Source organism: Acidiphilium sp., from assembly GCF_049977125.1.
Taxonomy (GTDB): domain Bacteria; phylum Pseudomonadota; class Alphaproteobacteria; order Acetobacterales; family Acetobacteraceae; genus Acidiphilium.
Map to the genome: position 1 here is coordinate 20,866 of NZ_JBMFGY010000014.1, position 23,864 is coordinate 44,729.

Here is a 23,864-nt window from a genome sequence, read left to right on the forward strand (position 1 = left end):
GAGAGCCGACCGGCTCTCCGAAACGACCCGAGAGCCGACTGGCTCTCTAAAACGATCCGAGAGCCGACTGGCTCTCTGGGCAACCTCAGGCGCCGCGGGCGCGGCGCGGGCCTTCCCCGTCCGCCCCTCCCCGATCCGTCACCATGATCCGGCCCGCCGCAAACGATCAGTCGCTGACGTGGCGTTGCCCGATCAGCAGATAGACCGCTGGCAGCACAAACAGGGTGAACATGGTCCCGATCGATAATCCGGCCGCGATCACCATGCCCATATTGTAGCGTGCGGCAGCACCCGCGCCGGTGGCGATGATCAGCGGGATCACCCCGAGCACCATGGCGGCGGTGGTCATCAGGATCGGCCGGAGCCGGATGCTGACCGCATTTTCGATCGCCTCGCGCTTGGTCATCCCGGCGCGCTGGGACTCGTTGGCCACCTCGACGATCAGGATCCCATGTTTGCTGATCAGCCCCATCAGCGTGACCAGACCAACCTCGGTATAAATATTCAGGCTGAGCCCGAATCCGAGATAGATGAAAATCAGCGCGCCAGCGATCGACATCGGCACCGAGACCAGAATGATCAGCGGATCGCGGAACGAATTGAACAGCGCGGCGAGCGCGAGGAAAATCACGATCACCGCAAAGCCGAACGTGCCGAGAAAGCCGCTCTTCTCCTGCACGAATTGACGCATCGGGCCACCGTAATCGACATCGTAGCCGGTGGCGGGCAGAATTTTCTTCGCCAGCGCATCGAGCACGGCCAGGCTCTCACCCTGCGACACGCCGGGCGCCGCAACCCCCTGAAGCGTCGCCGCGTTGAGCTGCTGGAAATGATTGACCGCCTCGGGGATCACCTCGGTCGTGATATGCGCCACCGCGCTGAGCGGGATCGGCACGCCATTGACTGCGGTGATCGGATAATCGAGCAGCTGGGACGCGTTGAGCCGGTTGATCTGCGACACCTGCGGGATGACCTCGTAGGAGCGATCATCGAGGCTGAAATAATTGACATAAAGACCGCCGAGCGCCTGGCTGAGCGCCGCGCCAACCTGGCTCATCGACAAGCCCAGGGTCGCCGCCTTGGCACGGTCGATCACCACGGTGGATTGCGGCTGATCGATCTTCAGGTCCGATTGCAGAAACATGAATTTGCCGCTCTTCAACGCGGCCGCCAGCAGCTTCTTCGACACCGCATCGAGTGCCGTGAACGGTTCGGTCGTCTTGATCACGAACTGGATCGGCAGACCCTGCGATCCCGGCAGCGACGCGGGTTGAAACGCGACAACCTGCTGGCCGGCAACGTTTGCATCGACCTGCTCCTGGATTTCGGTTTGCAGGACACTGGCGGATTTGGCGCGCTGATCCCACGGGGTGAGCACCATGCCGCCGATCGATGAGGTCGTGGTTTCGAACTGGAACGTATGGGCCACGGATTTATGCGAGAGCATCAGGCGGTTGACCTCCTGCCCCCACATGACCTTCTGCGCCAGCGTCGCATTCGGCGCCGAGGTCGATGACATGATCACCACGCCCTGATCTTCCTGCGGCGCCAATTCGCTTTTCGAGCCGGTCGCCAGAAAATAGATGCTGCACAAAATGATCGCGCCGAAGGTCAGCGTGACCGGCAAGGTCGAAAGGCTGCCGCGCAACAGGCGCATATAGAGCCGGTGCACCCGCCCGAACGCCCGGTCGATGAAATGGACCAGGCGCGCTTCCAAAGTGGTGTCCTCGCGCGAGATATAGCGCAGCATGCGCGATGACAGCATCGGCGACAGCGTCAACGCGATGATCGCCGAAATCGTGACGGCGGCCACCAGCGTGAAGGCGAATTCGGTGAACAACGCCCCGGTGAGGCCGGATTGAAAACCGATCGGCGCATAAACCGCGGCGAGCACGATGGTCATCGCAACGATCGGGCTGGCCAGTTCGCCCGCCGCCGCCATCGCGGCCTGCAGCCGTGGCTCGCCGTTATCCAGATGGCGATTGACGTTTTCAACCACGATGATCGCGTCATCGACCACGAGGCCGATCGCCAGCACCAGCGCCAGCAGCGTGAGCAGATTGATCGTGAAGCCGAGCACCGCCATCGCGGCGAAGGTCCCGATCAATGAGAGCGGAATCGCAATGACCGGAATAATCACCGACCGTGGCGTGCCGAGGAACGCGAACACGACCAGCACAACGATCAGCAACGCCTCGACCAGCGCGGCGATCACGTCATGGATCGACGCATTCACGAATTCAGCGGAATTATAGACGATCGCCCCCTGCAACGCCGAGGGCAGCTGCGCCTGGATATGCGGAAACCGCTTCGTGATCGCATTGACGACCGTCAGCAGATCCGCGCCGGGCGCCACCTCGATGCCGATATAGACCCCGGGTTTGCCATCGAAGGCGACCTCGGAATCATAGGTGTTCGAACCCAGCGCGACATGCGCGACATCGCCGAGCCGCACGATCGCGCCGTTCGACTGGGTCACGATCAGATTGCGGAACGCCGCGGCGCTGTGCAGGCTGGTCGAGGCGGTCAACGACGTCTGAGTCATCGTGCCCTTGGTGTTGCCGAGCGCGCTGATGAAATCATTACCGCTCAGCGCCGTGAACACGCTGCTCGCGGTCAACCCGTAAGCGGCGAGTTTAGTGGGTTCGAGCCAGATCCGCATCGCATAATTCTGCGCCCCCAGAATTTGCGCCGCCTGCACGCCCGCCACCGATTGCAATTGCGGCTGAACCACGCGGGTCAGATAATCGGTGATCTGGTTGGCGGTGAGCACATCGCTCTTGAAGCCGATATACATCGCATCCAGCGTCTGGCCGACCTGCAATACCAGCTGCGGCTGCTGGGTGCCGCTCGGCAGCTGATTGAGCACCGACTGGATCTGCGCCTGGATTTCGGTCAGCGCCTTGCTGGTATTGTAGTTCAGCACGAGGTTGACCACGATCGTGCTCGTGCTGGTCTGGCTGGTCGAGGTCATGTAGTCGATGCCATTGACCTGCGAAACCGCGTTTTCGATCGGGGTGGTGACGAAACCGGCCATGGTGCTCGGGTCGGCACCCGGATAGGTCGTGGTGATGGTGATGGTCGCGTTTTCGGTCTTGGGATATTCCAGGATCGGCAGCGATCCGACCGATTTGAGGCCGAGCACCAGGATGATCGCGCTGACCACGATGGCCAGAACCGGCCGGCGGATGAACAGGGCAGTGAAATTCTTCATGGTGGCGGTTCAGTGATTCGGCACGACGGGGTCGGGCGAATCCGCGGGCATGATCTTGTTGTCGATCAGCACGGGTGAATTGTTCAAAAGCTTGACCTGCCCGGCCACCACCACCTGATCACCCGGCTGCACCCCCTTCAGAATCGCCACCTGATCGCCCCTGGTCTGGCCGAGCGTGACAAAAACCTGCTTGGCATGCAGGCTCGACCGAGGCTGCGCCGGCGCCTTGCCGCCCGAAGCCGGCTTGGTCTTGTCCGGTTCCACCAGAAATACGGTATCGCCGAACGAATTATACGCGATCGCGGTCTGTGGCAGCGTCACGATGGCTTCGGGCGCGCCGACATCGATGGCGACGCGCGCGAACATCCCCGGCCGCAATTCGTCATGCGGGTTGGCGATCCGGGCGCGGATCTGGATCATGCGTGTGGTGGTGCTCACCGCCGAGTCGATCGCGGTGATCCGTCCGGTGAACGGCGTCCTGGCGAACGCATCCACACTCACCTTGACGATCATGCCGGGTTTGATCGTGCGCAACGCCGCCTGTGGCAGATAGAAATCGATATCGATCGGGTTGAGCTGCTGCAACGAGGCAATGGCGGTTCCCGCCGCGAGATACTGACCGAGATCGACCGCGCGAATGCCGATCCGCCCGGAAAACGGCGCCACGATCCGCTTTTCCGCCATCAGCGCCAATTGGCTGTTCACCTGCGCCTCGGCGCTGGCAAGGTTGGCGCGATCGGTATCGACCGTCTGCAAACTGACCGCCTGGGCATGGTATTGCGCCAGATCGCGCTGATAGGTGATCCGGTCGAGCGCCGCCGTCGCCTTCAGCTGCGCCAGCAGCGCCTGATCGTTATTGGGACGCAATGTCAGCAGAACCTGACCCTTGGTGACATTCTGGCCGGATTTGAAATCGATCGTATCGACGATGCCCGACACTTCGGACGACAGATCAGCCCCTTCTTCGGCAATCAGCGTCCCGGTGGAGGTTTGCACCGGCTGAAACGGGGTCTTCCGCGCGATCATGGTCGCCACCGTCTGCGGCGGATTCTTGAGCTTGGCGAGAAACTTGCCGATCATGATGGTGCGGAACGCGCCATAGCCGAAAATCAGGAATAGCGCCGCACCGACCAGAATCAGCATGATGATCATGCGCAGCACCATCGAGGGGCGCTTGGCCGGCCGGGTCGTGGTTGTGGCCGTCATGGCAGAACTCCGCAGCAATTTCGGGTGGTCGGCGCAATATCCTGGCGATTCCACCAGCCCCCGCCGAGCGCCTGGAACAGGGCGGCGGTGTCGGCGTAGCGCTGCGCGCTTGCCTTGATCCGCGCGATGAGGGCGGTTTCATAGGTTTGTTCGGCCGTCAGCACCGCGGTGTAGGAGGCGCCGCCGAGGCGATACTGATTTTCCGTGACGGCGAGACTGGCCTTGGCGGAACGCTCATAGGCTTCATCGGCGGCAAGCGTCGCCGCGTCGTAATGCAGCGCGAGCAATGTGTCCGACACGTTCTGGAACGCCAGCACCACGGTGTTCTGATAGGTCGCGGCGGCCGCCCGCATCGTCGCCAGCGCGGCACGGCGCTTGAACAGCAGCGTCCCGCCCTCAAACAGCGGCTGCGTCACCCCCGAAACCAGGGTCCACAGCAGCGTTTGCGGCGTGAACAGCGCGGCGGCCGAAAGCGCCTCATGCCCCACGCTGCCCGACAGCGTGATCTGCGGCAGCATGTTCGCGGTCGCGACCCCGACCAGCGCGGTATCCTCATGCAGCACGGCGGCGGCCTGCCGAATATCCGGGCGCTGGCGCACCAGTTCCGAGGGCAGGCTGACCGGTAATTGCCGCGGCAGGGTGAGATCGGCGAGATCGAAATTCGCGAGATGGAACTGGCTTGGCAGCACCCCCTCATAGGCGGCGAGCTGATTGCGTTCCTGCGCCAACTGGCTCAGCAACGGCGGCAACGTCGCTCTGGTCTGCGCCACCTGGCTTTGCTGGGTCAATTCATTCGCCGCCGGAATGCCGCCCAGCACCACCTGACGACGCAAAATCCGCAATTCTTTGGTCTCGGCATCGATGATCTGTCGCGTCGCCTTGATCTGCGCGACCAGCGAGGCCTCGGTGACCGCGGCGGTCACGATATTGGCGGTCAGCGCGAGATCGGCGGCTTCGAGCGCAAATCGCTGATCCTGAGCCTGGGCCCGCAGATTCTCAACCTGCCGGCGCACGCCACCGAATAGATCCGGCGCATAGGATACCGACACGCTGGCGTTCAGCAGCGAAAAAGGCGCGGTCGCGCCACCCGCCGCGCCGGAACCCGACACGCCGAACGGGTTGCGCTCGCGCTCCGCCTGACCCGCGCCGCTGATCGCGGGGAAAAACGAACCCTGCTGCGCGCGCACCGTATCGCGCGCCGCCAGCAGCGCATTCTGCGCGGCATCCAGGCTGGGGTTATTGACCAGCGCGGTGTGGATCAGCCCATCGAGCCGGCGGGAGTGGAACAGCTGCCACCACGCCCCCTCGATCCTTGCCCCCATCACCAAATGTTGCGCCGCGCCCCCCACCGTTGCGGTCGCGCTCGTCGTGTCGGCCAACGGCGTTTCGGTATAGCCGGCAACCTGCGGTGCCGCCGGCCGATGATACGCCGGCCCGACCGCGCACCCCCCCAACAACATAACAACGCTCAACGCCGGGACCAGCATGGACCATGGCGGATGCCGCTCGATCGATCCGGTTCTGATCATGCCATCCGCATGACGCGCAACGATCGTCGTGGCCCGAATACGTGGTGCCAGCATCTGCGCGGCAACGCCTCCTGAAGTATGGGTGGAAACTACAGAGTTTTCGCCTTCCCCGTCAAGCCGCGGCTAAATCCGTGGATTCATGCTTGAAATCCCGGGGTGACTCTGCCATGCGTGACATAGTCCAGGAAGGAACATGGGTATTCCCCCTCCCTTGTCACGCATTTCGCGCACCGCCGCCGATGGCGCGACCCCGTCGCGGCGGCGCAAGGGCAGCGAACCTGCGGCGAACCGGCGTGATGCCCTGATCGCGGCCGCGGAGCGCGTCTTCTGCAAACGCGGCTATCATGACTCAACGATGGACGATGTCGCCGCCGCCGCCGGCATCTCCAAGCGCACGCTGTATCAGCTGGTCCAATCGAAGGAGGAGCTGTTCACCGCCCTGCTCGCCCGGCATCGCAAGCCGTTCGATTTTTCGGTCGATGTCACCGGCCGCCCGATCGAGGCGGTCCTGCACGACATGCTGGCCGGCTGGGCGCGCCATGTGCTCAGCCCGCCGCTGGTGGCGCTGTTGCGGCTGATCATGGCGGAATATATCCATGGCAAAACCCTGTCGCGCCTGCTCGATCGCGAAAGCGCCAAACCCTGCCGGGATGCCCTGCGCGACTACTTCACCGCCTGCGTCACCCACGGGCAGCTCGCGATCGAGAATGCCGACGAAGCCGCCCTGATGCTCTACGGCATGGCGATCGGCAATATTCACATCGAATTGCTGCTCGGCCTCGGCAAGGCGCCCAGCCGGGCGGCACTCGATGCGCGGATCACCCGCGCGGTCGCGCTGTTTCTCACCGGCGCACGGCCGCGCCCCTCAGCGCAGATCGGCGAACCGGTGCGTGAGGGTTGAATCCGCCGGTGGCAACGGGCCGGCGCGCGTGAGAGCGTGGTGGTCGAGCCACAATTCGGACGGCGCACGCAACGCCGCGTAGAGTCCGGCGCACAGCTGCCGCGCGCTCGCGCCGATCCAGCGGTCAGGCAGAAACGCCTCGGGCAGACGCGGATCGCGCAGCATGATCCGCCGGTAGTCGTGAACCAGCAACACGCGCGTCAGCAGCGCATCGCGCGGCGTGAAGCGCTCTGCCGGTCCGACAAGCGCCGCATAGGTTTCAATGAAACCCGCATAGAGCGCCGCGATCGCATCGAGCCGCCACGCCTTGGCCGCGAGGCGCTTCATCGTGTCGCCATCGGCATCGGCGGTAACGGCGATGACATTTGCCGCGACCGATGGCGGCAGCGGGCGTTCCGGCGCGATCATCACGCCCTGCCACGCGACAAAGCCGAGCCGCGCCAGTCGATTGCGCAGCGCCTCGCGGGATTCTCCCGCTTCCATCAGGATCAATGTCAACCGCGCCACATGCGGCCGCCGGCTCGGGCCGAAAATATGACGTGACGCCCGCACGAACTCACCCCGCCGCCCGGCGCCGATTTCGTAGTAACTCGCCCGGCTCTGCCGGCTGGCCACCAGCCACCCATCGGCCGAAAGGCGCGATACCGCCGTGCGCACCACCCCCGAGCCGATCCCCAAGCCACCGCAGAGGTCAAGAATCGTCGACAGCGCCACCGCACCGCCGCGCGGCATGATCGCATCGCCGATCAGCGTGATGATCAGCGACCCGGTATGCGAGGGCTGCTCTTGCAAACGAGCGATCAAGCCGGCGAGATGGGGATTCATATCGTCATAACAGCTCAATCCATATCGCTTGGCCAGCCTGTACGGTCACGGATTGCGCGAGGTCGGGGAGAGATCATGGTCGGAGCCATCACGCTGCTGCTGGTATGCCAATTGCTCGGCACCATCATCGCCCACGCCGCCGGCTGGCCGATCCCGGGGCCGGTCCTCGGCCTCGTGCTGCTGCTCACCCTCCTGGTCTGGCGCGGCGGACCCTCGGAGGCCCTGCACAATACATCGAGCGGCCTGCTCAAACAGCTCGGCCTGCTATTCGTGCCGGCGGGGGTGGCCATCGTGAATGAACTGCACGTCATGCGCACGGACGCGCTGGCGATCGCTGTGGCGATACCGGTCTCGACACTGCTGGCCCTCGGCGTAACCGGGGCGCTGATGCAGTTGTTCGCCCGGGGCGATCGCTGATGCACGGCACCGAGGGCGGCGATCTCTACCATGTCTGGGTCTATCTGCAGAGCGGTCCGCAACTCGGCCTGGTCGCGACCCTGCTGGTCTGGCAGGGCGCCACCTGGCTCGACCGACGCACCGGCCACGCCGCGTGGTCGAACCCGATCATGCTCTCGATCGCCACTCTCGCGATTCTCCTGCTCGCCACCGGCACCTCGTATCAGACCTATTTCCGGGGTGGCCAATATGTTCAGTTCCTGCTCGGGCCGGCTACCGTCGCCCTGGCGGTGCCGATGTATGCCAATTTCGCCACAATGCGTCGCAACCTGATCCCGATCCTGATCGCGGTGATCGCCGGTTCCGTCACGGCTTCGGTTTCAGCAATGCTGATCGCACACGGGCTGGGCGCCCCGCGCGACGTGGTGATCTCGATGGCGCCCAAATCGGTCACCACCCCGATCGCGATGGGTATTTCACAGGATCTCGGCGGCATCCCCTCGCTCACCGCGATTTTCGTTCTACTGACCGGCGTGTTCGGCGGATTGGTCTGCATCCCGGTCTTTCGCCTGTTGCGCATCACCGACCGTCGGGCCCAGGGATTGGCCGGCGGCACCGGCGCGCATGGCCTGGCCACCGCACGGCTCCTGTTGGTCAGCGAAACCGCCGGCGCATTCGGCGGACTCGCGATCGGATTGAACGGCCTGATCACCGCGATCCTGGCCCCTCTTCTGGTGCGCTGGTTGGGGTTCTGAACGCGCCTGTCCCCCGTCACGGGGCTTGAGACCCGTGAGCCCGGCGGCAATCACGCCGGGGTTCGATGCCGGTGACGGGACTCGTCATACAAGATCCCAGAATACAAGGTCCCAGAATACAAGGTCCCAGAATACAAGGTCCCAGACCTCTCGGTCCTGAAGCGATCATGCCTCAGGGTCAAGGCGAATTCCCACCTGCCTTGGGTGGACCGTGCCTCGCCGGTGATGCCGGCCCCACCGCCTTGCCGACCTGCTCGATCGCCTTGATTTGCGCCAGTGCCGCGGTAAGGCTGGTCTGCGGCGTCAACGGCGGCGCCGTCACGGTGTTGAATATATCGGCATCCCGGCCTTGTGGCAGGCGAGACCGATAGGTTTGGCGCAGCATTGCCAGGGTCGCCGCGTCCTTGACATGCGATGCCGCCACCGCCCAGCGGACGATCGTCCGGGTGGCCGCCGGATCCAGCATGCCGCTCACGGGCACACTCTGTGACGCGAGGGCCTGTGACAGGCTTTCGACCTTGGCCCAATCATGGTTCCGTGCCGCGATCCGCGTGGCCAGACGCACGCTTTGCGGATCGGTCGAAGCCGCCGAAGCCGCCGAGATCACCGCCGTGCCCGCCGTGACCCCGATTTCAGTCGCAAGCGCCTGACGCGCGGCCGCAAGACCCGGCGAGAGATCCGGTGCGTCGGTCGAATCCAGAGCGGCCTGCGCGCGCTTCAACCGGTGCGATTGGAAGTCGATCCGCGCCAGATCAAGCCCCATGCGCGCCCGGCTCTCATCGTCGGGCGCACGCGCGATCAGCTGTTGCAGGATCGCAGCCGCAGGGTCCGGCAGCCCCAGGGCGATCAGCTGTTTCGACAACGTCGCCAGTATCGGCACCCCCGCACGCCCCGGCGGAATCAGATCGGTGTTATTCTGAATGATCGACACCACCGCCAACGGGTGCAGATGATCAAGCGCGCCGGAGGCCACCAGCTGGTTGAACAGGCGTTGACGAGCAGCGTGAATCCGCGCGGCCTGCTGGGGAAACCAATGATCCGCGGTCGCGAGGCCGGTAAACGCGCGGGTCCATTGTCCCGCCTTGGCCAGCAATCGAGCCATGGCGAGCCGAACATTGAGTTCATGGCGCGCCCCCCGCCATTCATAGACGTGCCGCCCCAGAGATGCCGCAGCCGTGCTGGCATCGATCTGATGCAACTGGTACCGCAGCATGATCGAGCGATACCGCGCGATACCGGCGGTGCGCTGATCAGGGCTCGCCAGCATTCTCGCATAGGCCTGCAGGGCGGATCGGGGCCGATTCGACGCCTGGAGAAATTCCGCCCGCGCGAGAGCCAACCCATCGTCATGCGGCAGCGCGCCGAGCAGGGTCTTCGCCGCATCGAGTGCCCCGCCCGCAATCAATGTCTCCGCCGCCAACGGCGCCATCCGTCGCCGCAGGAGAGACGGCGCCGCGATGAGCGGCGCCACGCCCTGCGAGAGCATCGCCGCCGCCGGCGCAACATCACCCCGTTCGGCGTCGGCCAGACCATGCCACAAATGCCGCTGCTGTGGGTCGGCGAACGGCCGGGACCAGTCGGCATGATCATCGATCGGGCGGTACGAGAGAACATCCGCGATATCGAGCAAAGCGAGACGTTTCGGATCCTCGAGTGTCGCCGGATCGGTGCGCAGCAGGTCGGTCAGAACGCCATGGGCCTCGGGACCGAGGTCGAGCGACAAGAGCGTTCGCGCCAGCCGAAGCGATGCCGCCGTCCGAGCCAGCGGCGGCGCCGCCGCGACACTGAGTTGCGCCGCCTCCATCCGGTGGCGCAATGTCACGATGCTGCCATGGGGCAAATCAATCCCACCCGCAGGCACGACCGCCCGCACCGCGGCCGCCGAGACAGGCGGATTGCCGACCGGCAGACCCGCGGACGTCATGGCCGATTTCAGAACGAACCCGCCTTGCGCTGTCGTCATGGCAAGATCATCGGATGCTGCAACGACGACAATGCCGGTATCGGCCGGAATCGTTGCATAACCCGGCCCCTGCAACGATCGATGCAGGGCTGAGTCACCGGTCACCGTGCCGATCAACAGCGGCACGCCCTGCCCCGGCTCGGCATAGGTGACCACCGCGTTCGCGGTTGAGGCCGGAAACAGGATACGGCCATGGATAAAATCTGGATCGATCGGCTGAACCTGCGACAGTTTCCCGATCACGACATGGAACGAGTTGACCGCCGGCAGCGCATTGATCGACTGATCGGACGGGAGCGGAATGCGCAAAATCGTCGCGTTGGGCAGGTGCACGACGCTGGCATTCGGTGCCTGGGTAACCTCCTGGAGGGCGGATGGTTCGACCGGCAGGTTGGCGCCAAAGATCAGGACCATCTCCGATCCCATGCGAAAACTCGCGCGACCGATCTGGGCGGGAACCTGATTGTCCGGCACCAGAATGCGAAACCAGTATGAACCACCGTTCTGGGCCGCGCCGTTCTGAGCCGCGCCGTTCTGGGCCGCGCCATTTTGCGGGGGATCGTTCGGAGCAGTGTTGGATTGCGCGCGCGCCATGCCGAGCATCAGGGCAAGGCTCAACCCACCGGCGATGAAGCGGCGAACCGGCGCCAGGCCGCAACACCGCGCGAGGAGTCCGATCACGGCGCACCATCGGGAAGCAGCGCGTTGGCGGGATGCATGGAAGGCGGCGCCGGTTCGCCCGCCAGACGCTCGGTGATGGACTGGGCCTTGTCGGGCGACATGCTGGCGAGGATCGCGGCGGATTTCCGACTATTCATGCGCCGCAAGACATTGAAGACGATTTCAGGATCGAGCCCATCAAAGATGCGCGCGGCATTGCGCGGGTCCATCGTGCCATAGGTCGCGACCAGCGCCGCCCATTTGGCGTCTTCCGTCGATTGATTCTGGGTTTTTAACGCTTCGAGTCGTTTGGCCAGCGGTTTCAACGCGGCAATCTGCCGGCTGAGGGCGGCTTTCGTCGCATCCAGCTCCTGTTGTTCACGGTCAAGCGCCTCGGCGCGCCGATCCAGCGCGGCTTCACGGGTCTTGAGGGCCAGCAGGATCGCTGTCTCCCCGGACTCAGACAGCGGGTCCGGCTTGCACATCGGCGGCGGCGGCGGTCGATCGGTCCAGTTCGCCACGGGTTGATAGCGATCGGGATCCGGCGTAGCGGCGGGCGGCGCGGCCGGTGGGGGCGCATCCGCCGTCGCGGTCGCCGCCGTGGCAGGCGATTGCGCGAAGGCCATCTCGACCAACCCGACTGATTTCAACGCGATCGCGCCGCTCAAACAAAAGATCGCCACCGGCAACAGCTTCGAGGGCCACAGGCGCCGGCTGAGTGCGCCTTGTGACGCACGCCGCCTGTCCCTGAAGCGATCGTGGTCACGAGGCATCAAACAATACCCGCGCGAGATCGCGCTCGACCTGGCTCTGCAGCATCTCGGCTCGCCGGGGCGGAACCGGGCGCTTCGCACTTGGGCGTGCGAGCCGCGCTTCGATCTCCTCGGGCACGCTCGCCAGCGTCTCCGCCGCCCGACTGATCAGCGCATCGAGTTTTACCGTCATGGCCGCCGCGGTCTCGCTGGCCTCACGGAGCGCCGCGTCGGCCTGCTTCGCCTCATGCATCAGCCGGTCGGTGGCAAGGGTCGCCGCGGTAACCGACACATCGATCTGCGTCAGATTTGACCGTAATCCGCCCTGATCATCGCGCACCTGCCGTAACAGCCGCTCCAGCCGGCGTGCGTACACAAGTGTTGCCAGCAGAATACAGAACAAAACGGACTGAAAAATCCACCCCGCCAGATTCAAATCGGTATTTAACATTTCAGACCCCGCCTTTTGCAGTAAAAATACTTGATATTTTTATTTTATAATAATAACGATTTTATACGCATTTTTCATTGCACGATAAGCTCCTCGAACAGAACGTTCCGCACAACATTTGGTGCAACCGCAATGCGAACCCGGTTGATCAATGCCTCTCTCAGCCGGTAGGTGCCGGATGCCCCGCGCAACTCGCTCGGATGCATGGCGCGCAGGTAGGTTTGAAAGACATCGATGATGCGCGGCATATCCTTTGTGACCGCCGCGGCCGAAGCATGGCCGGACAATTCGAGAGTCGCTTCCAGCTTGGCATAGGAATCCTGACCGGACGGCACATTCAGATTAGCAACGATCTCGGGAATCTTGATGAAAATCGGCCCCGATGCCTGTGCCGATTTTTTGCCATGCAAAAGATGCGGAATGACTCCACTGAACCACAACCCACCGCCGAGCAGCACGAGCAGCGCCGCCGGCGCACCGAACAACAGCAGTTTTGATCGCTTTTTCGGCGCAACTTCCGCCGCCTCGGCACCCGGAGCAGGCTCATCCTTGGTCGGTTTGGGGGGGGCAGGAGTTTTCGCCATTGCTGATCCTCTCGTCTTTCGAGCGGCACTATGGCGGAAGATAGTTAACAAAGAATTATGATCGGACGTGGCACCGATTAAAGTCACGTCTCCTGCACGTCATCCACCCCCGGCCGCCATGACCCGATCGGCCGGTCATCACCGCGCCTCGCGCGATATGCGATCAAGGTGACGCGGCAGCGGCAACATAATCGCATGAAATCGCTGGAAAAAACATAGCGCTAAAGCGTTATGCTGAAAGCATAACACCCTATCGCGTGACGGACCCCCCATGGCGGGCGATCAGACCGCGATAGAGGGTCGCATATTGTTTGGCCGGTTGCGCCCATGAAACATCGAGCGTCATGGCGTTGATCTGCATGGCGCGCCAGACCGGCGGAGAGGCGAACAAAGCCGCCGCGCGTCGAAGCCCATCAGCGAGACCATCGGCGGTGACCGGGGCGAACTGCACACCGCTCGCAACGCCGGCGCTCACGGCGACCGGGTTGGCATCGATGACGGTATCAACCAGGCCGCCCACGCGTGACACCACCGGGATCGCGCCATAATGCTGGGCGGCAAGCTGCGTCAGGCCGCAGGGCTCGAAGCGTGACGGAACCAGTATGACATCGGCGCCGCCCTGGATCAGGTGCGACAATGGCTCCTCGAACCCGATCACCACCGCAACCCGGCCCGGCCAGCGCGCCATGCCCGCCCGCAACCCGGCTTCGATCGCGCCATCGCCGCTCCCGAGCACCGCGAGCTGGGCATCGAGCGTTTGCAGCAGTGGCAGGGTTTGCAGAATCAGGTCGATCCCTTTCTGCCCGGCGAGGCGGCTGACCACACCGCACAGCATCGTCCCCGGCCGCGCATCCAGCCCCATGCGCGCCTGCAATGCCGCCTTATTCGCCGACCGCGCCGCGAGTGTATCGATATCGAACCGGGCGGCGAGCGCCGGATCGGTCGCGGGATTCCACGTATCGGTATCCAACCCGTTCAAAATCCCGTGCATCACCGCGGCACGGGCGCGGATCAAGCCATCGAGGCCCATGCCACCGTCCGGCGTGGCGATCTCGGCGGCGTAATGGGGTGAAACGGTCGTAATCGCATCGGCAAATTGCAATCCCGCCTTCAGAAACCCGATCGAGCCATAGTATTCAACACCCTCGATCGCATAAGCCGCGGCCGGCAAGCCGAGAGTGTCCAGTAAACCCGCCGGAAACTGGCCCTGATAGGCAAGGTTATGCACCGTCATGACACTCGGCGGCGCACCCGCCCCGTCGTAATGCAGATAGGCCGGCACCAACCCGGCCTGCCAATCATGCGCGTGCACCACATCCGGCACAAAATCACCGATCGCGCCGCGCGCGATCATCGCCCCCGCGCGGCACAAGGCGGCGAAGCGTTGCGCGTTATCCGGCCAATCCACCCCGTTCGACGCGAGATAGGGGTTGCCCGGGCGTGCGAACAGATGCGGCGCATCGAGCACGAACAACGGCAATCCGCCCGGCGATGCCGCCAGAACCCGCGCCGGCCCGCCGAACAGATCATCGATCGCCAGTGCCGTCACCGCCGCCGGCCGCGCCGTCGCCACCGCGTCCAGCACCGCGGGATAGCCGGGCACCAGGGACCGCATCGTGATCCCCTCGGCCGCGAGCGCGCCCGGCAACGCGCCCATCACATCGGCCAGCCCACCGGTTTTCACCAGCGGATAGATTTCAGATCCTATCGAAAGAACCAGCACCGCTCAGTTATGTTCCAAACGGTCGATCATCTGCTGCGTGATCAGGCAGACCCCCTGCTCGGTTCGGCGAAACCGTCGCGCATCCTCCGCCGGATCTTCGCCGACCACCAGCCCCTCGGGGATGCGAACCCCACGGTCGATCACCACATTGGTCAGCCGGGCATGCCGACCGACATCCGCCTCCGGCAGAATAACCGCCGCCGTCACCTGCGAAAACGAATTCACCCGCACCCCGGTGAACAACAGGCTGCGCCGCAGCGCGGCTCCCGAAATCACGCAGCCGCCACACACAAGTGACGAAACCGCAAGGCCACGCCGGCCATCTTCGTCATGAATGAATTTCGCCGGCGGCGTGCCCTCGGTATAGGTCCAGATCGGCCAGGACTGATCATAGATATCGAGTGCGGGGATGAAATCGGTGAGGTCGATATTCGCCTCCCAATAGGCATCGACAGTGCCGACATCGCGCCAATACGGCACCGCCTCCTTTGACGACCGCACGCAGGATCGCGAGAAATGATGCGCCAGCGCCCGCCCCCGGCGCACCAGGTCAGGAATGATATCGCGCCCGAAATCATGCTGGGACCCCGGATCCGCCGCATCGCGCCGCAGCACGTCGAACAGAAATTTTGTTTCGAACACGTAAATTCCCATGCTCGCCAGCGCGACATCGCTCCGTCCCGGCATCGGCGGCGGGTCCGCCGGTTTTTCCAGAAAATGCAGGATCCGGTCGCTCTCGTCGACATGCATCACGCCAAAACCGCTCGCCTCGGCGAGCGGCACCTCGACGCAGGCAACCGTCACATCGGCCTGTTGCGCGACGTGCTGCTGCAACAGCATCTCGTAGTCCATTTTATAGATATGATCGCCGGCGAGAATAATGATATGCGCCGGGGCGATGCTCTCGATGATCTCGATATTCTGATACACGGCATCGGCGGTGCCGAGGTACCAGCTCTGTTCGGAAACCCGCTGGCTCGCCGGCAGGATATCGAAACTCTCGTTGCGCTCGCGCCGAAAGAACGTCCAGCCCAATTGCAGATGCCGGATCAGACTATGCGCCTTGTACTGCGTGGCGACCCCGATATGCCGGATTCCCGAATTCAGCGCATTCGACAACGCAAAATCGATGATCCGCCATTTGCCGCCGAAATGCACCGCCGGTTTGGCCCGCTTGTCGGTCAGATCGAACAATCGCGAACCTCGCCCTCCCGCCAGCACATAGGCCATGGCGTTGCGCGATAGCGGGGTGCCTTTGCCGTCTCTGATACTCATTGCCGCGTTCCCTCCCTGATCGCCCGCGTCGTTGCTGCGCGGACGCCGTTATCCGGTCTTTCTCATCCGATCTGTCTCATGTGGTCTCGAGCGGCGTGGTATGCCAGACATCGCGGGCGTAATCGCCGATCGCGCGATCGGATGAAAAATACGCCATCCCCGCGGTGTTGAGGATCGCCGACCGCCACCAGCCCTCCTGATCGATCCACCGCCGATCGACCTCCCGCTGCGCCTGCGCGTATGAATCGAAATCCGCCGTCACCAGGAACCGATCCTGATTGCGCAACTCGTTCACGATCGGATGAAACCGCCCGGCATCCTCAGGCGAAAACACGCCCGACCACACCGCATCGATCACCTCCGAAAGTGCTGACGAGGCCTCGATCGAGTGTCGCGGGTGCCAGCCATTGCGCTTGCGCTCGGCAACTTCCGCCGCCGTCAGGCCGAAGATGAAAATATTCTCCGCCCCGACATGATCGCGAATCTCAACATTCGCGCCATCCAGCGTGCCGATCGTGAGCGCCCCGTTCAGCGCGAATTTCATATTCCCGGTACCCGACGCCTCCATCCCCGCCGTCGAGATCTGCTCGGACAGATCCGCGGCCGGAATGATCATCTCCGCAAGACTGACATTGAAATTCGGCAGAAACACCACCTTCAGCAACCCCCGCACCGTCGGATCGCTGTTGATCACCTTCGCCACGTCGTTGATCAGCTTGATGATCAGTTTCGCCTGATCATAACTCGCCGCCGCCTTCCCCGCGAACACCTTCACCCGCGGCACCCACCCCGCGGTCGGCCGCGCGCGGATCGCGTCATACAGCGCGATGGTTTCCAGAATATTCAGCAACTGCCTCTTATATTCATGAATCCGCTTGACATGGATGTCGAACATCGCATCCGGATCGAGCTTGATCCGCAACTTCTCACGCACCCATTTCGACAGCGTGATCTTGTGATTGCGCCGGCACGCGATCAGCCGGTTGCGAAACCCCGCATCCAGCGCGAGGTCGCGCAGCCCGACCAGCTCGGCCGGATCATCGCAAACATGCTCGCCCAGCGCCTCGACCAGCAGACGCGTCAACCCCGGATTGGCCTCGAACAGCCAGCGCCGGAACGTGATGCCATTGGTCACGTTGGTGATCCGTTCGGGAAACATCCGGTGCAGATCGGCAAACACCGTCTCGCGCATCAAATCGGTGTGCAGCGCCGAGACCCCGTTGATCCGGTGCGACCCGATGAAAGCGAGCGTCCCCATCCGCACCCGCCGGCCATGGCTCTCATCGATCAAGGACAGACCAGCGAGTTTATCGCCCGATCCCATGCCGACCGCGCGCACCCGCTCCAGATGATCCGCGTTGATCATATAAATGATCTGCATCTGGCGTGGCAGCATCCGCTCCATCAGCGGCACCGGCCAGGTCTCCAGCGCCTCGGGCAGCAGCGTGTGATTGGTATAGGAGAACGTCCCCTTGGTAATCTCCCACGCCGTCTCCCACGTCAGCCCATGCGTATCCAGCAGCAAGCGCATCAACTCGGCCACCGCAATCGAGGGATGGGTATCGTTGAGCTGAATCGCCACTTTCTCGGGCAGCAGCCGTAAATCCTTGAATTGCGTGATGTGCCGGCGCAGCATGTCCTGCAACGAGGCCGCCGCGAAAAAATACTCCTGCCGCAGCCGCAATTCCTGCCCCGCCGCCGTCGCATCCGAGGGATACAGCACCCGCGAGATCGACTGCGCCCGCACATCCTGCGCCAGCGCGCCGACGTAATCGCCCGCGTTGAAATTCTCCAGCTGCAACGGATCAACCGCCCGCGCCGACCACAGCCGCAACGAATTCACATGCCGCCCGCGCCATCCCACCACCGGCGTGTCATAGGCGACCGCGCGCACCACCTCACCCGGATGCCACACATGCCGCACCTCACCCTCCTCGTCACGCACCGCCTCGACATGACCGCCAAACCCGATGTCATACGAAACCTCCGGCCGCTCGAACTCCCACGGATTGCCCACCGCAAGCCAATCCTCGGGAAACTCCAGCTGCCGGCCATCATCGATCGCCTGCTTGAACAATCCGTTATTGTAACGAATACCATACCCGTATCCAGGGATCGCGAGAGTCGCCATGCTCTCCATGAAACACGCGGCCAGCCGCCCCAGCCCGCCATTGCCCAGCGCCGCATCCGGCTCGGAATCGCGCACCCGGTCCAAATCAACGCCCAACTCCGCGAGCGCCGTGCGCGTCACATCGACCATACCTAAATTGGTCAGCGTATCGAACAACAACCGCCCGATCAGGAATTCGAGCGACAGGTAATAAACGCGCTTGTGCCCGCCCGCGTAAATCCGGTTGGTGCTGGCAATCCACCGCTCCACCACCCGATCGCGCAGCGCGAGCGCGAGGGCGACGAACCAGTCCCGCTCATTCGCCGTCACCACGTTCTTGCCGACGCCATAAATCAGCTTGGACACGATCGCCTCGCGCCAGTCCTGGCTGGAACGGATCGGCGCCAGCGGCGGCGGATCGGCGGAAAGCGCCTTCTTCGCACGCAGCGGTCGATCGGAACGATCCTGCACGGTCTGGTCACTCATATCGGGCCCACCTCTCGTTATTCCGGTGGTCAGACTGACACGGAACCCTCCCGCTCTGCAATCAAACTTTGCAGTGCAACATCAAGCGGCCAGCGCGGCCGGCACCGCGCCGCCAGCCCCTCCGCCGCCAGCCCCGCCCGCGCCCGTTCAATCGCCGCCCACGCCACCATCGTCGCGTTATCGGTGCATAAGCGCAACGGCGGCGCGACCAGCCCGCACCCGGCGCGCGCCGCCACCACCGCCAGCGCCGCCCGGATCGCCTGATTGGCCGCCACCCCGCCCGCCACCACCACGGCGCGCGCCTGCGGCATCACCGCCAGCGCATGCGCCAGCCGATCCGCCATCACCGCCACCACCGCCGCCTGGAACGACGCCGCAACATCCGCGGCCAGCGCCAGCTTCAGCGCGCCCCCGGGTTGCGCCGCAACAATCTGCGCCACCGCCGTCTTCAGCCCCGAGAACGAAAAATCGCACCCCGCCCGCCCCAGCATCGGGCGCGGCAGCGCGAATCGCGCGGCATCGCCGCCCGAAGCCAAAAGCTCCAGCGCCGGCCCGCCCGGATAATCCAGCCCCAACAGCTTCGCCACCTTGTCGAACGCCTCGCCCGCCGCGTCATCCAGCGTGCCGCCCAACCGCCGGTACCGCCCCACCCCCTCAACCGCGATCAGCGCGGTATGCCCGCCCGAAACCAGCAGCAACAAATACGGAAACGCCGGCGCCGCCATCCCCAGCGCCGCCGCCACCCCCGGCAGCCGCGCGGTCAGCGCATGCGCCTCCAGATGATTGATGCCGTAAAACTCCACCCCCAGCGCCAGCGCCATGCCCTTGGCGAAGCCGCTGCCCACGATCAACCCGCCGATCAACCCCGGCCCGACCGTCGCCGCCACCGCCGCCAGATCGCGCGGCGCCACCCCCGCCTGCGCCAGCGCGGCACCCACCAGCGGCGCCAGACCCGCCAGATGCGCACGCGCCGCGATCTCGGGCACCACGCCACCGAACGGGGCATGCGCGGCGATCTGGCTCGCCACCAGTTCAGCACGCACCCCCCCGGCGCCGTCCAGCACCGCGCACGCCGTCTCATCGCACGAGGATTCAATCCCCAGCACCAGCGCGCCCGCGTCACCCCGACCGATAATTCCGGCTTTTCTTTCCATGCCGATCCTTTAAAGCATTGTGGATGGACCAGGAAACCAAGCCAGCACCAAAAGTCGCCCCCCACACCGGCCGCCTGCCCCTCCGGGTCGGCACCCGCGGCTCGCCGCTCGCGCGAAAACAGACCGAGCTGTTCCTGGCCGCCCTGCGCGACATCTGCCCGGCGCTCGGCTACGCGCCCGATGCCTTCGCCGCCGAAATCATCAGCACCACCGGCGACCAGGTGCTCGACCGCCCCCTCGCCGAGGTCGGCGGCAAAGGCCTGTTCGCCAAGGAAATCCACGAAGCCCTGCGCGACCGCCGGATCGATTTCGCCGTGCATTCCCTCAAGGATCTCGAAACCACCCTGCCCGACGGCATCATCCTCGCCTGCACCATGAAACGCGAGGACGCGCGCGACGCCCTGATCCTCTCGGATGCCTATAAAATCGAGGAGGGCGCCGAAATCTGGTCCGCCCTGCCCGCCAACGCCCGCATCGGCTCCTCCTCGGTCCGCCGCCAGGCGCAGCTGCTCCACGCCCGCCCGGATCTGAAAATCGAATTGCTGCGCGGCAACGTCCGCACCCGGCTCGACGCCGCGCGCACCGGCAAGTTCGACGCAACCCTGCTCGCCCTCGCCGGCCTGCGCCGGTTAGGCTTCGACCACGAAGTCTCCGCCGCGATCGACCCCGAAGCCATGGTCCCCTCCGCCTGCCAGGGCATCGTCGGCATCACCGTCCGCACCGAGGATGCCGCCCTCGGCCACCTCCTCGCCATGATCGAGGACAAGGAAGCCAAAGCCGTCGCCACCGCCGAGCGCGCCCTGCTCGCCGCCCTCGATGGCTCCTGCCGCACCCCGATCGGCGGCTACGCCCGCCTCCTGCCGGACGGCACGCTCCACCTCACCGGCCTCACCGCCCGCGCCGACGGCAGCTTCCTGCTCAAACGCTCCGAAACCGCCGCCGCCGCCGATGCCGAACGCCTCGGCGCCGAGCTCGGCGCCTCGCTCCGGCGCGACAGTCCCGCCGACATCTTCCTTGACTGAACCGCTCACCATCCTGGTCACCCGCCCCGAACCCGGCGGCTCCGCCACGGCCGAGCTGCTGCGCGCCCGCGGCCATATCCCCGTGCTCGCCCCGTGTCTCGACATCGAACCCCTGCCGGCCACCCTGCCCGCCGGATGCGATGCCCTCGTGATCGCCAGCGCCCAGGCGCTGCCGGGCCTGCCGGCCGCCTGGCGCGCCATCCCGCTGTTCGCGGTGGGCGATGCCACCGCCGCCCGCGCCCGCCGTCTCGGCTTCATCGCGGTCGAAAGCGCCTCCGGCACCGCGCGCGACCTGGCTGGCCTCGTCGCCCGCCGCCTTCGCCCGCACGCCTCGATCCTCCTGCCCTGCGGCGAAGGCCACAGTCTCGACCTCGCCGCCGCCCTGCGTCAGGCCGGGTTTCGCGTCAACCGCCGGATCGTCTATCGCGCCCGCCCCGCCGCCGAGCTCGCCGCCGCCGCCATCGCCGCCCTCACCGCCGAAACCGTCGATCGCGTCATGATCTTCTCCCCCGCCACCGCGAAGCGCTTCGCCGCCCTGATCGACCATGCAGCCCTCGCCGCCACCCTGCGCCGCGCCATCGCCATCGCCATCAGCCCCGCCGCCGCCGCCCCCCTCGCCCGCCTGCCATTCCACGCCATCCGCACCGCGGTTTCACCGGACCAGGATCACATGCTAGCGATATTGCCATGACCGAACCCGACAGCCAGCCGATCCCGCCGACCCCAGCCGCCGCGGCGCCACAACCCGACACCACGGCGCCGTCCGCGCCCGCGATCGGCCCCACCGCGGACGACCCCGAGGCAACCCCCGATCCGGCCCAGAGCGCCCCCGCCACCCGCGCCCCCGCGCGAACCCCCCTCATCCTCGGCGCAATCCTGATCCTCCTCCTCGCCGGCGGCGAGGCCTGGCTGTTCAACGCCCAAACCGGCGCCGCCGATCGCGCCGCCGCCCTCGGCCAGCAGATCGACACGCTGAAATCCGACGTCGCCGCCCTCCACCTCAAACTGGCCACCACCAACGATAAACTCGCCGCCCTCGCGAGCCCGTCGCCCCAACCCGCCGCAGCCCCATCCGCCGCCGCGCCGCCGCAGGCCGCCCCGCCGCCGGCCAAGGTCGAAGCCGAAATTCCGCCCGCCCTCGCCAGCCAGATCAAAACCATGCAGGCGAGCATCGCCTCCCTCACCACCACCGCCCTGGCCGATCACGCCAGCCTCACCACCCTCCAGGCCACCGCCACCGACCTGCCAAAACTGGTCGCCCACGCGCAATCCCTCGCCCAGATCGCCTCCGCCAGCCTCGCGCTCGAAAACGGCACGCCACTCGGCACCATCGCCAACGCGCCCGAAGCCCTGGTGCGCTACGCCACCACCAACCCGCCCACCCTCGGCGCGCTCCAGGCCAGCTTCCCCGCCTATGCCGCGAAAGCCACCGCCGCCGCCGGCGACATCACCAGCCACGGCGGCTTCTGGCGCGATGTCAAAGGACGCATCGAAAGCCTGATCACCATCCGCCATCACAACGATGTCCTGGTCGGCAGCCGCGCCAGCTTCATCCTCGGCACCGCCCGGTCAGACCTCGATCGCGGCGATCTCCCCGCCACCCTCACCACCCTCGGCGCGCTGCCCCCCGCCGCGCAAACCATCATGGCACCCTGGATCACACAGGCGCGGCACCTGCTCGCCGCCCGTGCCGCCCTCATCCACCTGGCCCAGACCGCGGGGTCGCCATAATGCTCCGCGCCTTCGGCTTCGCCATCCTCGCCATCATCCTGCTCGGCCTGGTCTGGTACCTCGCAACCCTGCCCGGCCACGTCACGCTCGATTTCGCCAGCTACGCCGCCACCGCCTCAACCCCGGTCGCCCTCCTGCTCCTTGCCCTGCTTCTGCTCATCCTCCTCCTGCTCGCTGCCCTCATCCGCGCCGCGCTGCGCACCCCCCGCCGCCTCGCCGCCAGCCGCGCCCGCGCCCATCGCAGCACCGCCGACGCCGCCGCCCTGCGCGCCCTCTCCGCCATGGCCGCCGGCGACAACCAGACCGCGACCAATCAGGCCAACCTCGCCCTGCGCCACGCGCCCGACGCGCCACTCACCCTCTACGTCGCCGGCGAAACCGCCCGGCGCAACGGCGACCACGCCACGGCCGACCGGCATTTCGCCGCCCTCGCGCAGCACAAGGACGCGGGTTTCCTCGGCTGGCGCGGCCTGCTCGGTCACCGCAGCAGCCTCACCGGCAACGCCGCCGCCCTCGCCGAGGCCGAAGCCCAGGCCCGCCAGGCCGCCAACGCCTACCCCCACTCCGTCTGGCTGCGCGACCAGCGCGTCCAACTCGCCGCAAACCAGCAGCATTTCGACGATGCCGCCCGCCTCGCAACCGATCCGCCCGCCCGCGCCGCCCTCGCGATCATGGCCTCCCGCACCGCCGCAACCGACCGCCTCGCCATCGACTGGGCGCGCGAAGCGGTGCGCGCCGCCCCCACCCTCGCGCCCGCCTACCTCGCCCTCGCCGCCGCCCATGAACGCGCCGGCCATCTCTGGCGCGCGCAACGCGCCCTGCGCGCCGGATGGAAAGCCGCCCCCCACCCCGACCTCGCCACCGCCTACCTCGCCCATATCAACCTCCCGCTCGACCGCGCCCGCGCCGCCCAGAAACTCGCCGGCGCCAACCCCGGCCACCCCGAAAGCGAAGCCCTGCTCGCCCGCACCGCCAAAGCCGCCGATCTGGCCGGCGAAGCACAACGCCACGAAGCCAAAGCCGCCGCCGCCGCCGGCGCCACCTGGGTCTGCGCCGCCTGCGACACAATCCACCCGGAATGGCAAGCAACCTGCCGCAAATGCGGCGCCATCGGCAGCCTCACCTGG

General features: G+C 65.5%; 19 protein-coding genes. 7 read left to right on the forward strand and 12 right to left on the reverse strand.

Features of this window, described 5'->3' with window-relative positions; all coding sequences use genetic code 11:
* Positions 1-166: 166 nt before the first annotated feature.
* From ACP5E6_RS04225 to ACP5E6_RS04235, 3 genes are read right to left on the reverse strand one after another with little or no spacing between them, the layout of a single operon-like run.
* Positions 167-3,214, reverse strand: a complete 3,048-nt coding sequence (locus tag ACP5E6_RS04225) for an efflux RND transporter permease subunit (protein ID WP_427952122.1) — start codon at positions 3,212-3,214, stop codon at positions 167-169.
* Positions 3,215-3,223: 9 nt separating this feature from the next.
* A complete protein-coding gene (locus tag ACP5E6_RS04230; protein WP_427952125.1) occupies positions 3,224-4,420 on the reverse strand; it encodes an efflux RND transporter periplasmic adaptor subunit in 1,197 nt (398 codons plus the stop codon).
* On the reverse strand, positions 4,417-6,003 hold the full coding sequence (locus ACP5E6_RS04235; RefSeq protein ID WP_427952128.1) for an efflux transporter outer membrane subunit: 1,587 nt from the start codon (positions 6,001-6,003) through the stop codon (positions 4,417-4,419). The genes ACP5E6_RS04230 and ACP5E6_RS04235 overlap by 4 nt, the downstream gene beginning before the upstream one ends.
* A 139-nt stretch (positions 6,004-6,142) precedes the next feature.
* Between ACP5E6_RS04235 and ACP5E6_RS04240 the strand changes: the two genes are divergently transcribed.
* Positions 6,143-6,850, forward strand: a complete 708-nt coding sequence (locus ACP5E6_RS04240) for a TetR/AcrR family transcriptional regulator (protein ID WP_427952130.1) — start codon at positions 6,143-6,145, stop codon at positions 6,848-6,850.
* Here the strand turns inward: ACP5E6_RS04240 and ACP5E6_RS04245 are convergent.
* Complete coding sequence (locus ACP5E6_RS04245; protein ID WP_427952133.1) at positions 6,815-7,675, reverse strand: PaaX family transcriptional regulator C-terminal domain-containing protein; 861 nt, start codon at positions 7,673-7,675, stop codon at positions 6,815-6,817. The genes ACP5E6_RS04240 and ACP5E6_RS04245 overlap by 36 nt on opposite strands.
* Before the next feature lie 75 nt (positions 7,676-7,750).
* On the opposite strand from ACP5E6_RS04245, the gene ACP5E6_RS04250 reads away from it, so the two are divergent.
* A complete protein-coding gene (locus ACP5E6_RS04250) occupies positions 7,751-8,092 on the forward strand; it encodes a CidA/LrgA family protein (RefSeq protein ID WP_427952135.1) in 342 nt (113 codons plus the stop codon).
* Positions 8,092-8,826 carry an LrgB family protein gene (locus tag ACP5E6_RS04255; protein WP_427952137.1) on the forward strand — a complete coding sequence of 245 codons (735 nt, stop codon included), beginning with the start codon at positions 8,092-8,094 and terminating at the stop codon, positions 8,824-8,826. The genes ACP5E6_RS04250 and ACP5E6_RS04255 overlap by 1 nt, the downstream gene beginning before the upstream one ends.
* A 178-nt stretch (positions 8,827-9,004) precedes the next feature.
* On the opposite strand, the gene ACP5E6_RS04260 is transcribed toward ACP5E6_RS04255, so the two are convergent.
* From ACP5E6_RS04260 to tsaD, 8 genes are all read right to left on the reverse strand, one after another.
* Positions 9,005-11,470, reverse strand: a complete 2,466-nt coding sequence (locus ACP5E6_RS04260; protein WP_427952140.1) for a hypothetical protein — start codon at positions 11,468-11,470, stop codon at positions 9,005-9,007.
* Positions 11,467-11,970 (reverse strand): MotE family protein, encoded by a 504-nt coding sequence (locus ACP5E6_RS04265; protein WP_427952142.1) that lies wholly within the window; start codon positions 11,968-11,970, stop codon positions 11,467-11,469. The genes ACP5E6_RS04260 and ACP5E6_RS04265 overlap by 4 nt, the downstream gene beginning before the upstream one ends.
* Positions 11,971-12,211: 241 nt before the next feature.
* Positions 12,212-12,652: a hypothetical protein gene (locus ACP5E6_RS04270; protein ID WP_427952144.1), complete on the reverse strand. Its 441-nt coding sequence runs from the start codon at positions 12,650-12,652 to the stop codon at positions 12,212-12,214.
* A 74-nt stretch (positions 12,653-12,726) separates the two neighbouring features.
* Entirely contained in the window at positions 12,727-13,236 is a 510-nt protein-coding gene (locus ACP5E6_RS04275) for a flagellar basal body-associated FliL family protein (protein WP_427952147.1), read from the reverse strand.
* Between the two features lie 250 nt (positions 13,237-13,486).
* Entirely contained in the window at positions 13,487-14,959 is a 1,473-nt protein-coding gene (gene glgA, locus ACP5E6_RS04280; protein ID WP_427952149.1) for a glycogen synthase GlgA, read from the reverse strand.
* A gap of 3 nt (positions 14,960-14,962) precedes the next feature.
* Positions 14,963-16,234, reverse strand: coding sequence for a glucose-1-phosphate adenylyltransferase (gene glgC / locus ACP5E6_RS04285; protein WP_427952151.1), 1,272 nt, complete (start codon positions 16,232-16,234; stop codon positions 14,963-14,965).
* Positions 16,235-16,310: 76 nt separating this feature from the next.
* The gene (locus ACP5E6_RS04290; protein WP_427952153.1) at positions 16,311-18,830 is read right to left on the reverse strand and encodes a glycogen/starch/alpha-glucan phosphorylase; all 2,520 of its coding nucleotides are present in this window, start codon (positions 18,828-18,830) and stop codon (positions 16,311-16,313) included.
* A gap of 29 nt (positions 18,831-18,859) precedes the next feature.
* The gene (gene tsaD / locus ACP5E6_RS04295) at positions 18,860-19,984 is read right to left on the reverse strand and encodes a tRNA (adenosine(37)-N6)-threonylcarbamoyltransferase complex transferase subunit TsaD (RefSeq protein ID WP_427952155.1); all 1,125 of its coding nucleotides are present in this window, start codon (positions 19,982-19,984) and stop codon (positions 18,860-18,862) included.
* Positions 19,985-20,007: 23 nt separating this feature from the next.
* Between tsaD and hemC the strand changes: the two genes are divergently transcribed.
* The 4 genes from hemC to ACP5E6_RS04315 all read left to right on the forward strand — a co-directional run.
* The gene (hemC, locus tag ACP5E6_RS04300; protein WP_427952157.1) at positions 20,008-21,006 is read left to right on the forward strand and encodes a hydroxymethylbilane synthase; all 999 of its coding nucleotides are present in this window, start codon (positions 20,008-20,010) and stop codon (positions 21,004-21,006) included.
* Positions 20,999-21,697, forward strand: a complete 699-nt coding sequence (locus ACP5E6_RS04305) for a uroporphyrinogen-III synthase (RefSeq protein WP_427952159.1) — start codon at positions 20,999-21,001, stop codon at positions 21,695-21,697. Before hemC ends, ACP5E6_RS04305 begins: the two co-directional genes overlap by 8 nt.
* Positions 21,694-22,737: a COG4223 family protein gene (locus ACP5E6_RS04310; protein ID WP_427952161.1), complete on the forward strand. Its 1,044-nt coding sequence runs from the start codon at positions 21,694-21,696 to the stop codon at positions 22,735-22,737. Before ACP5E6_RS04305 ends, ACP5E6_RS04310 begins: the two co-directional genes overlap by 4 nt.
* Positions 22,737-23,864, forward strand: a 1,128-nt coding sequence (locus tag ACP5E6_RS04315) for a heme biosynthesis HemY N-terminal domain-containing protein (RefSeq protein ID WP_427952163.1), incomplete at its 3' end; no start/stop codon positions are given. The genes ACP5E6_RS04310 and ACP5E6_RS04315, both read left to right, overlap by 1 nt.

What these genes read in the sequence shown, in the direction of transcription:
- ACP5E6_RS04290 (WP_427952153.1), bottom strand. Translation starts at nt 18,830, where the DNA reads ATGAGTGACCAGACCGTGCAGGATCGTTCCGATCGACCGCTGCGTGCG.
- tsaD (WP_427952155.1), bottom strand. Translation starts at nt 19,984, where the DNA reads ATGGAAAGAAAAGCCGGAATTATCGGTCGGGGTGACGCGGGCGCGCTG.
- ACP5E6_RS04310 (WP_427952161.1), top strand. Translation starts at nt 21,694, where the DNA reads ATGACCGAACCCGACAGCCAGCCGATCCCGCCGACCCCAGCCGCCGCG.
- hemC (WP_427952157.1), top strand. Translation starts at nt 20,008, where the DNA reads ATGGACCAGGAAACCAAGCCAGCACCAAAAGTCGCCCCCCACACCGGC.
- ACP5E6_RS04270 (WP_427952144.1), bottom strand. Translation starts at nt 12,652, where the DNA reads ATGTTAAATACCGATTTGAATCTGGCGGGGTGGATTTTTCAGTCCGTT.
- glgC (WP_427952151.1), bottom strand. Translation starts at nt 16,234, where the DNA reads ATGAGTATCAGAGACGGCAAAGGCACCCCGCTATCGCGCAACGCCATG.
- ACP5E6_RS04245 (WP_427952133.1), bottom strand. Translation starts at nt 7,675, where the DNA reads ATGAATCCCCATCTCGCCGGCTTGATCGCTCGTTTGCAAGAGCAGCCC.
- ACP5E6_RS04230 (WP_427952125.1), bottom strand. Translation starts at nt 4,420, where the DNA reads ATGACGGCCACAACCACGACCCGGCCGGCCAAGCGCCCCTCGATGGTG.
- ACP5E6_RS04250 (WP_427952135.1), top strand. Translation starts at nt 7,751, where the DNA reads ATGGTCGGAGCCATCACGCTGCTGCTGGTATGCCAATTGCTCGGCACC.
- ACP5E6_RS04255 (WP_427952137.1), top strand. Translation starts at nt 8,092, where the DNA reads ATGCACGGCACCGAGGGCGGCGATCTCTACCATGTCTGGGTCTATCTG.
- ACP5E6_RS04235 (WP_427952128.1), bottom strand. Translation starts at nt 6,003, where the DNA reads ATGCTGGCACCACGTATTCGGGCCACGACGATCGTTGCGCGTCATGCG.
- ACP5E6_RS04275 (WP_427952147.1), bottom strand. Translation starts at nt 13,236, where the DNA reads ATGGCGAAAACTCCTGCCCCCCCCAAACCGACCAAGGATGAGCCTGCT.
- ACP5E6_RS04225 (WP_427952122.1), bottom strand. Translation starts at nt 3,214, where the DNA reads ATGAAGAATTTCACTGCCCTGTTCATCCGCCGGCCGGTTCTGGCCATC.
- ACP5E6_RS04240 (WP_427952130.1), top strand. Translation starts at nt 6,143, where the DNA reads ATGGGTATTCCCCCTCCCTTGTCACGCATTTCGCGCACCGCCGCCGAT.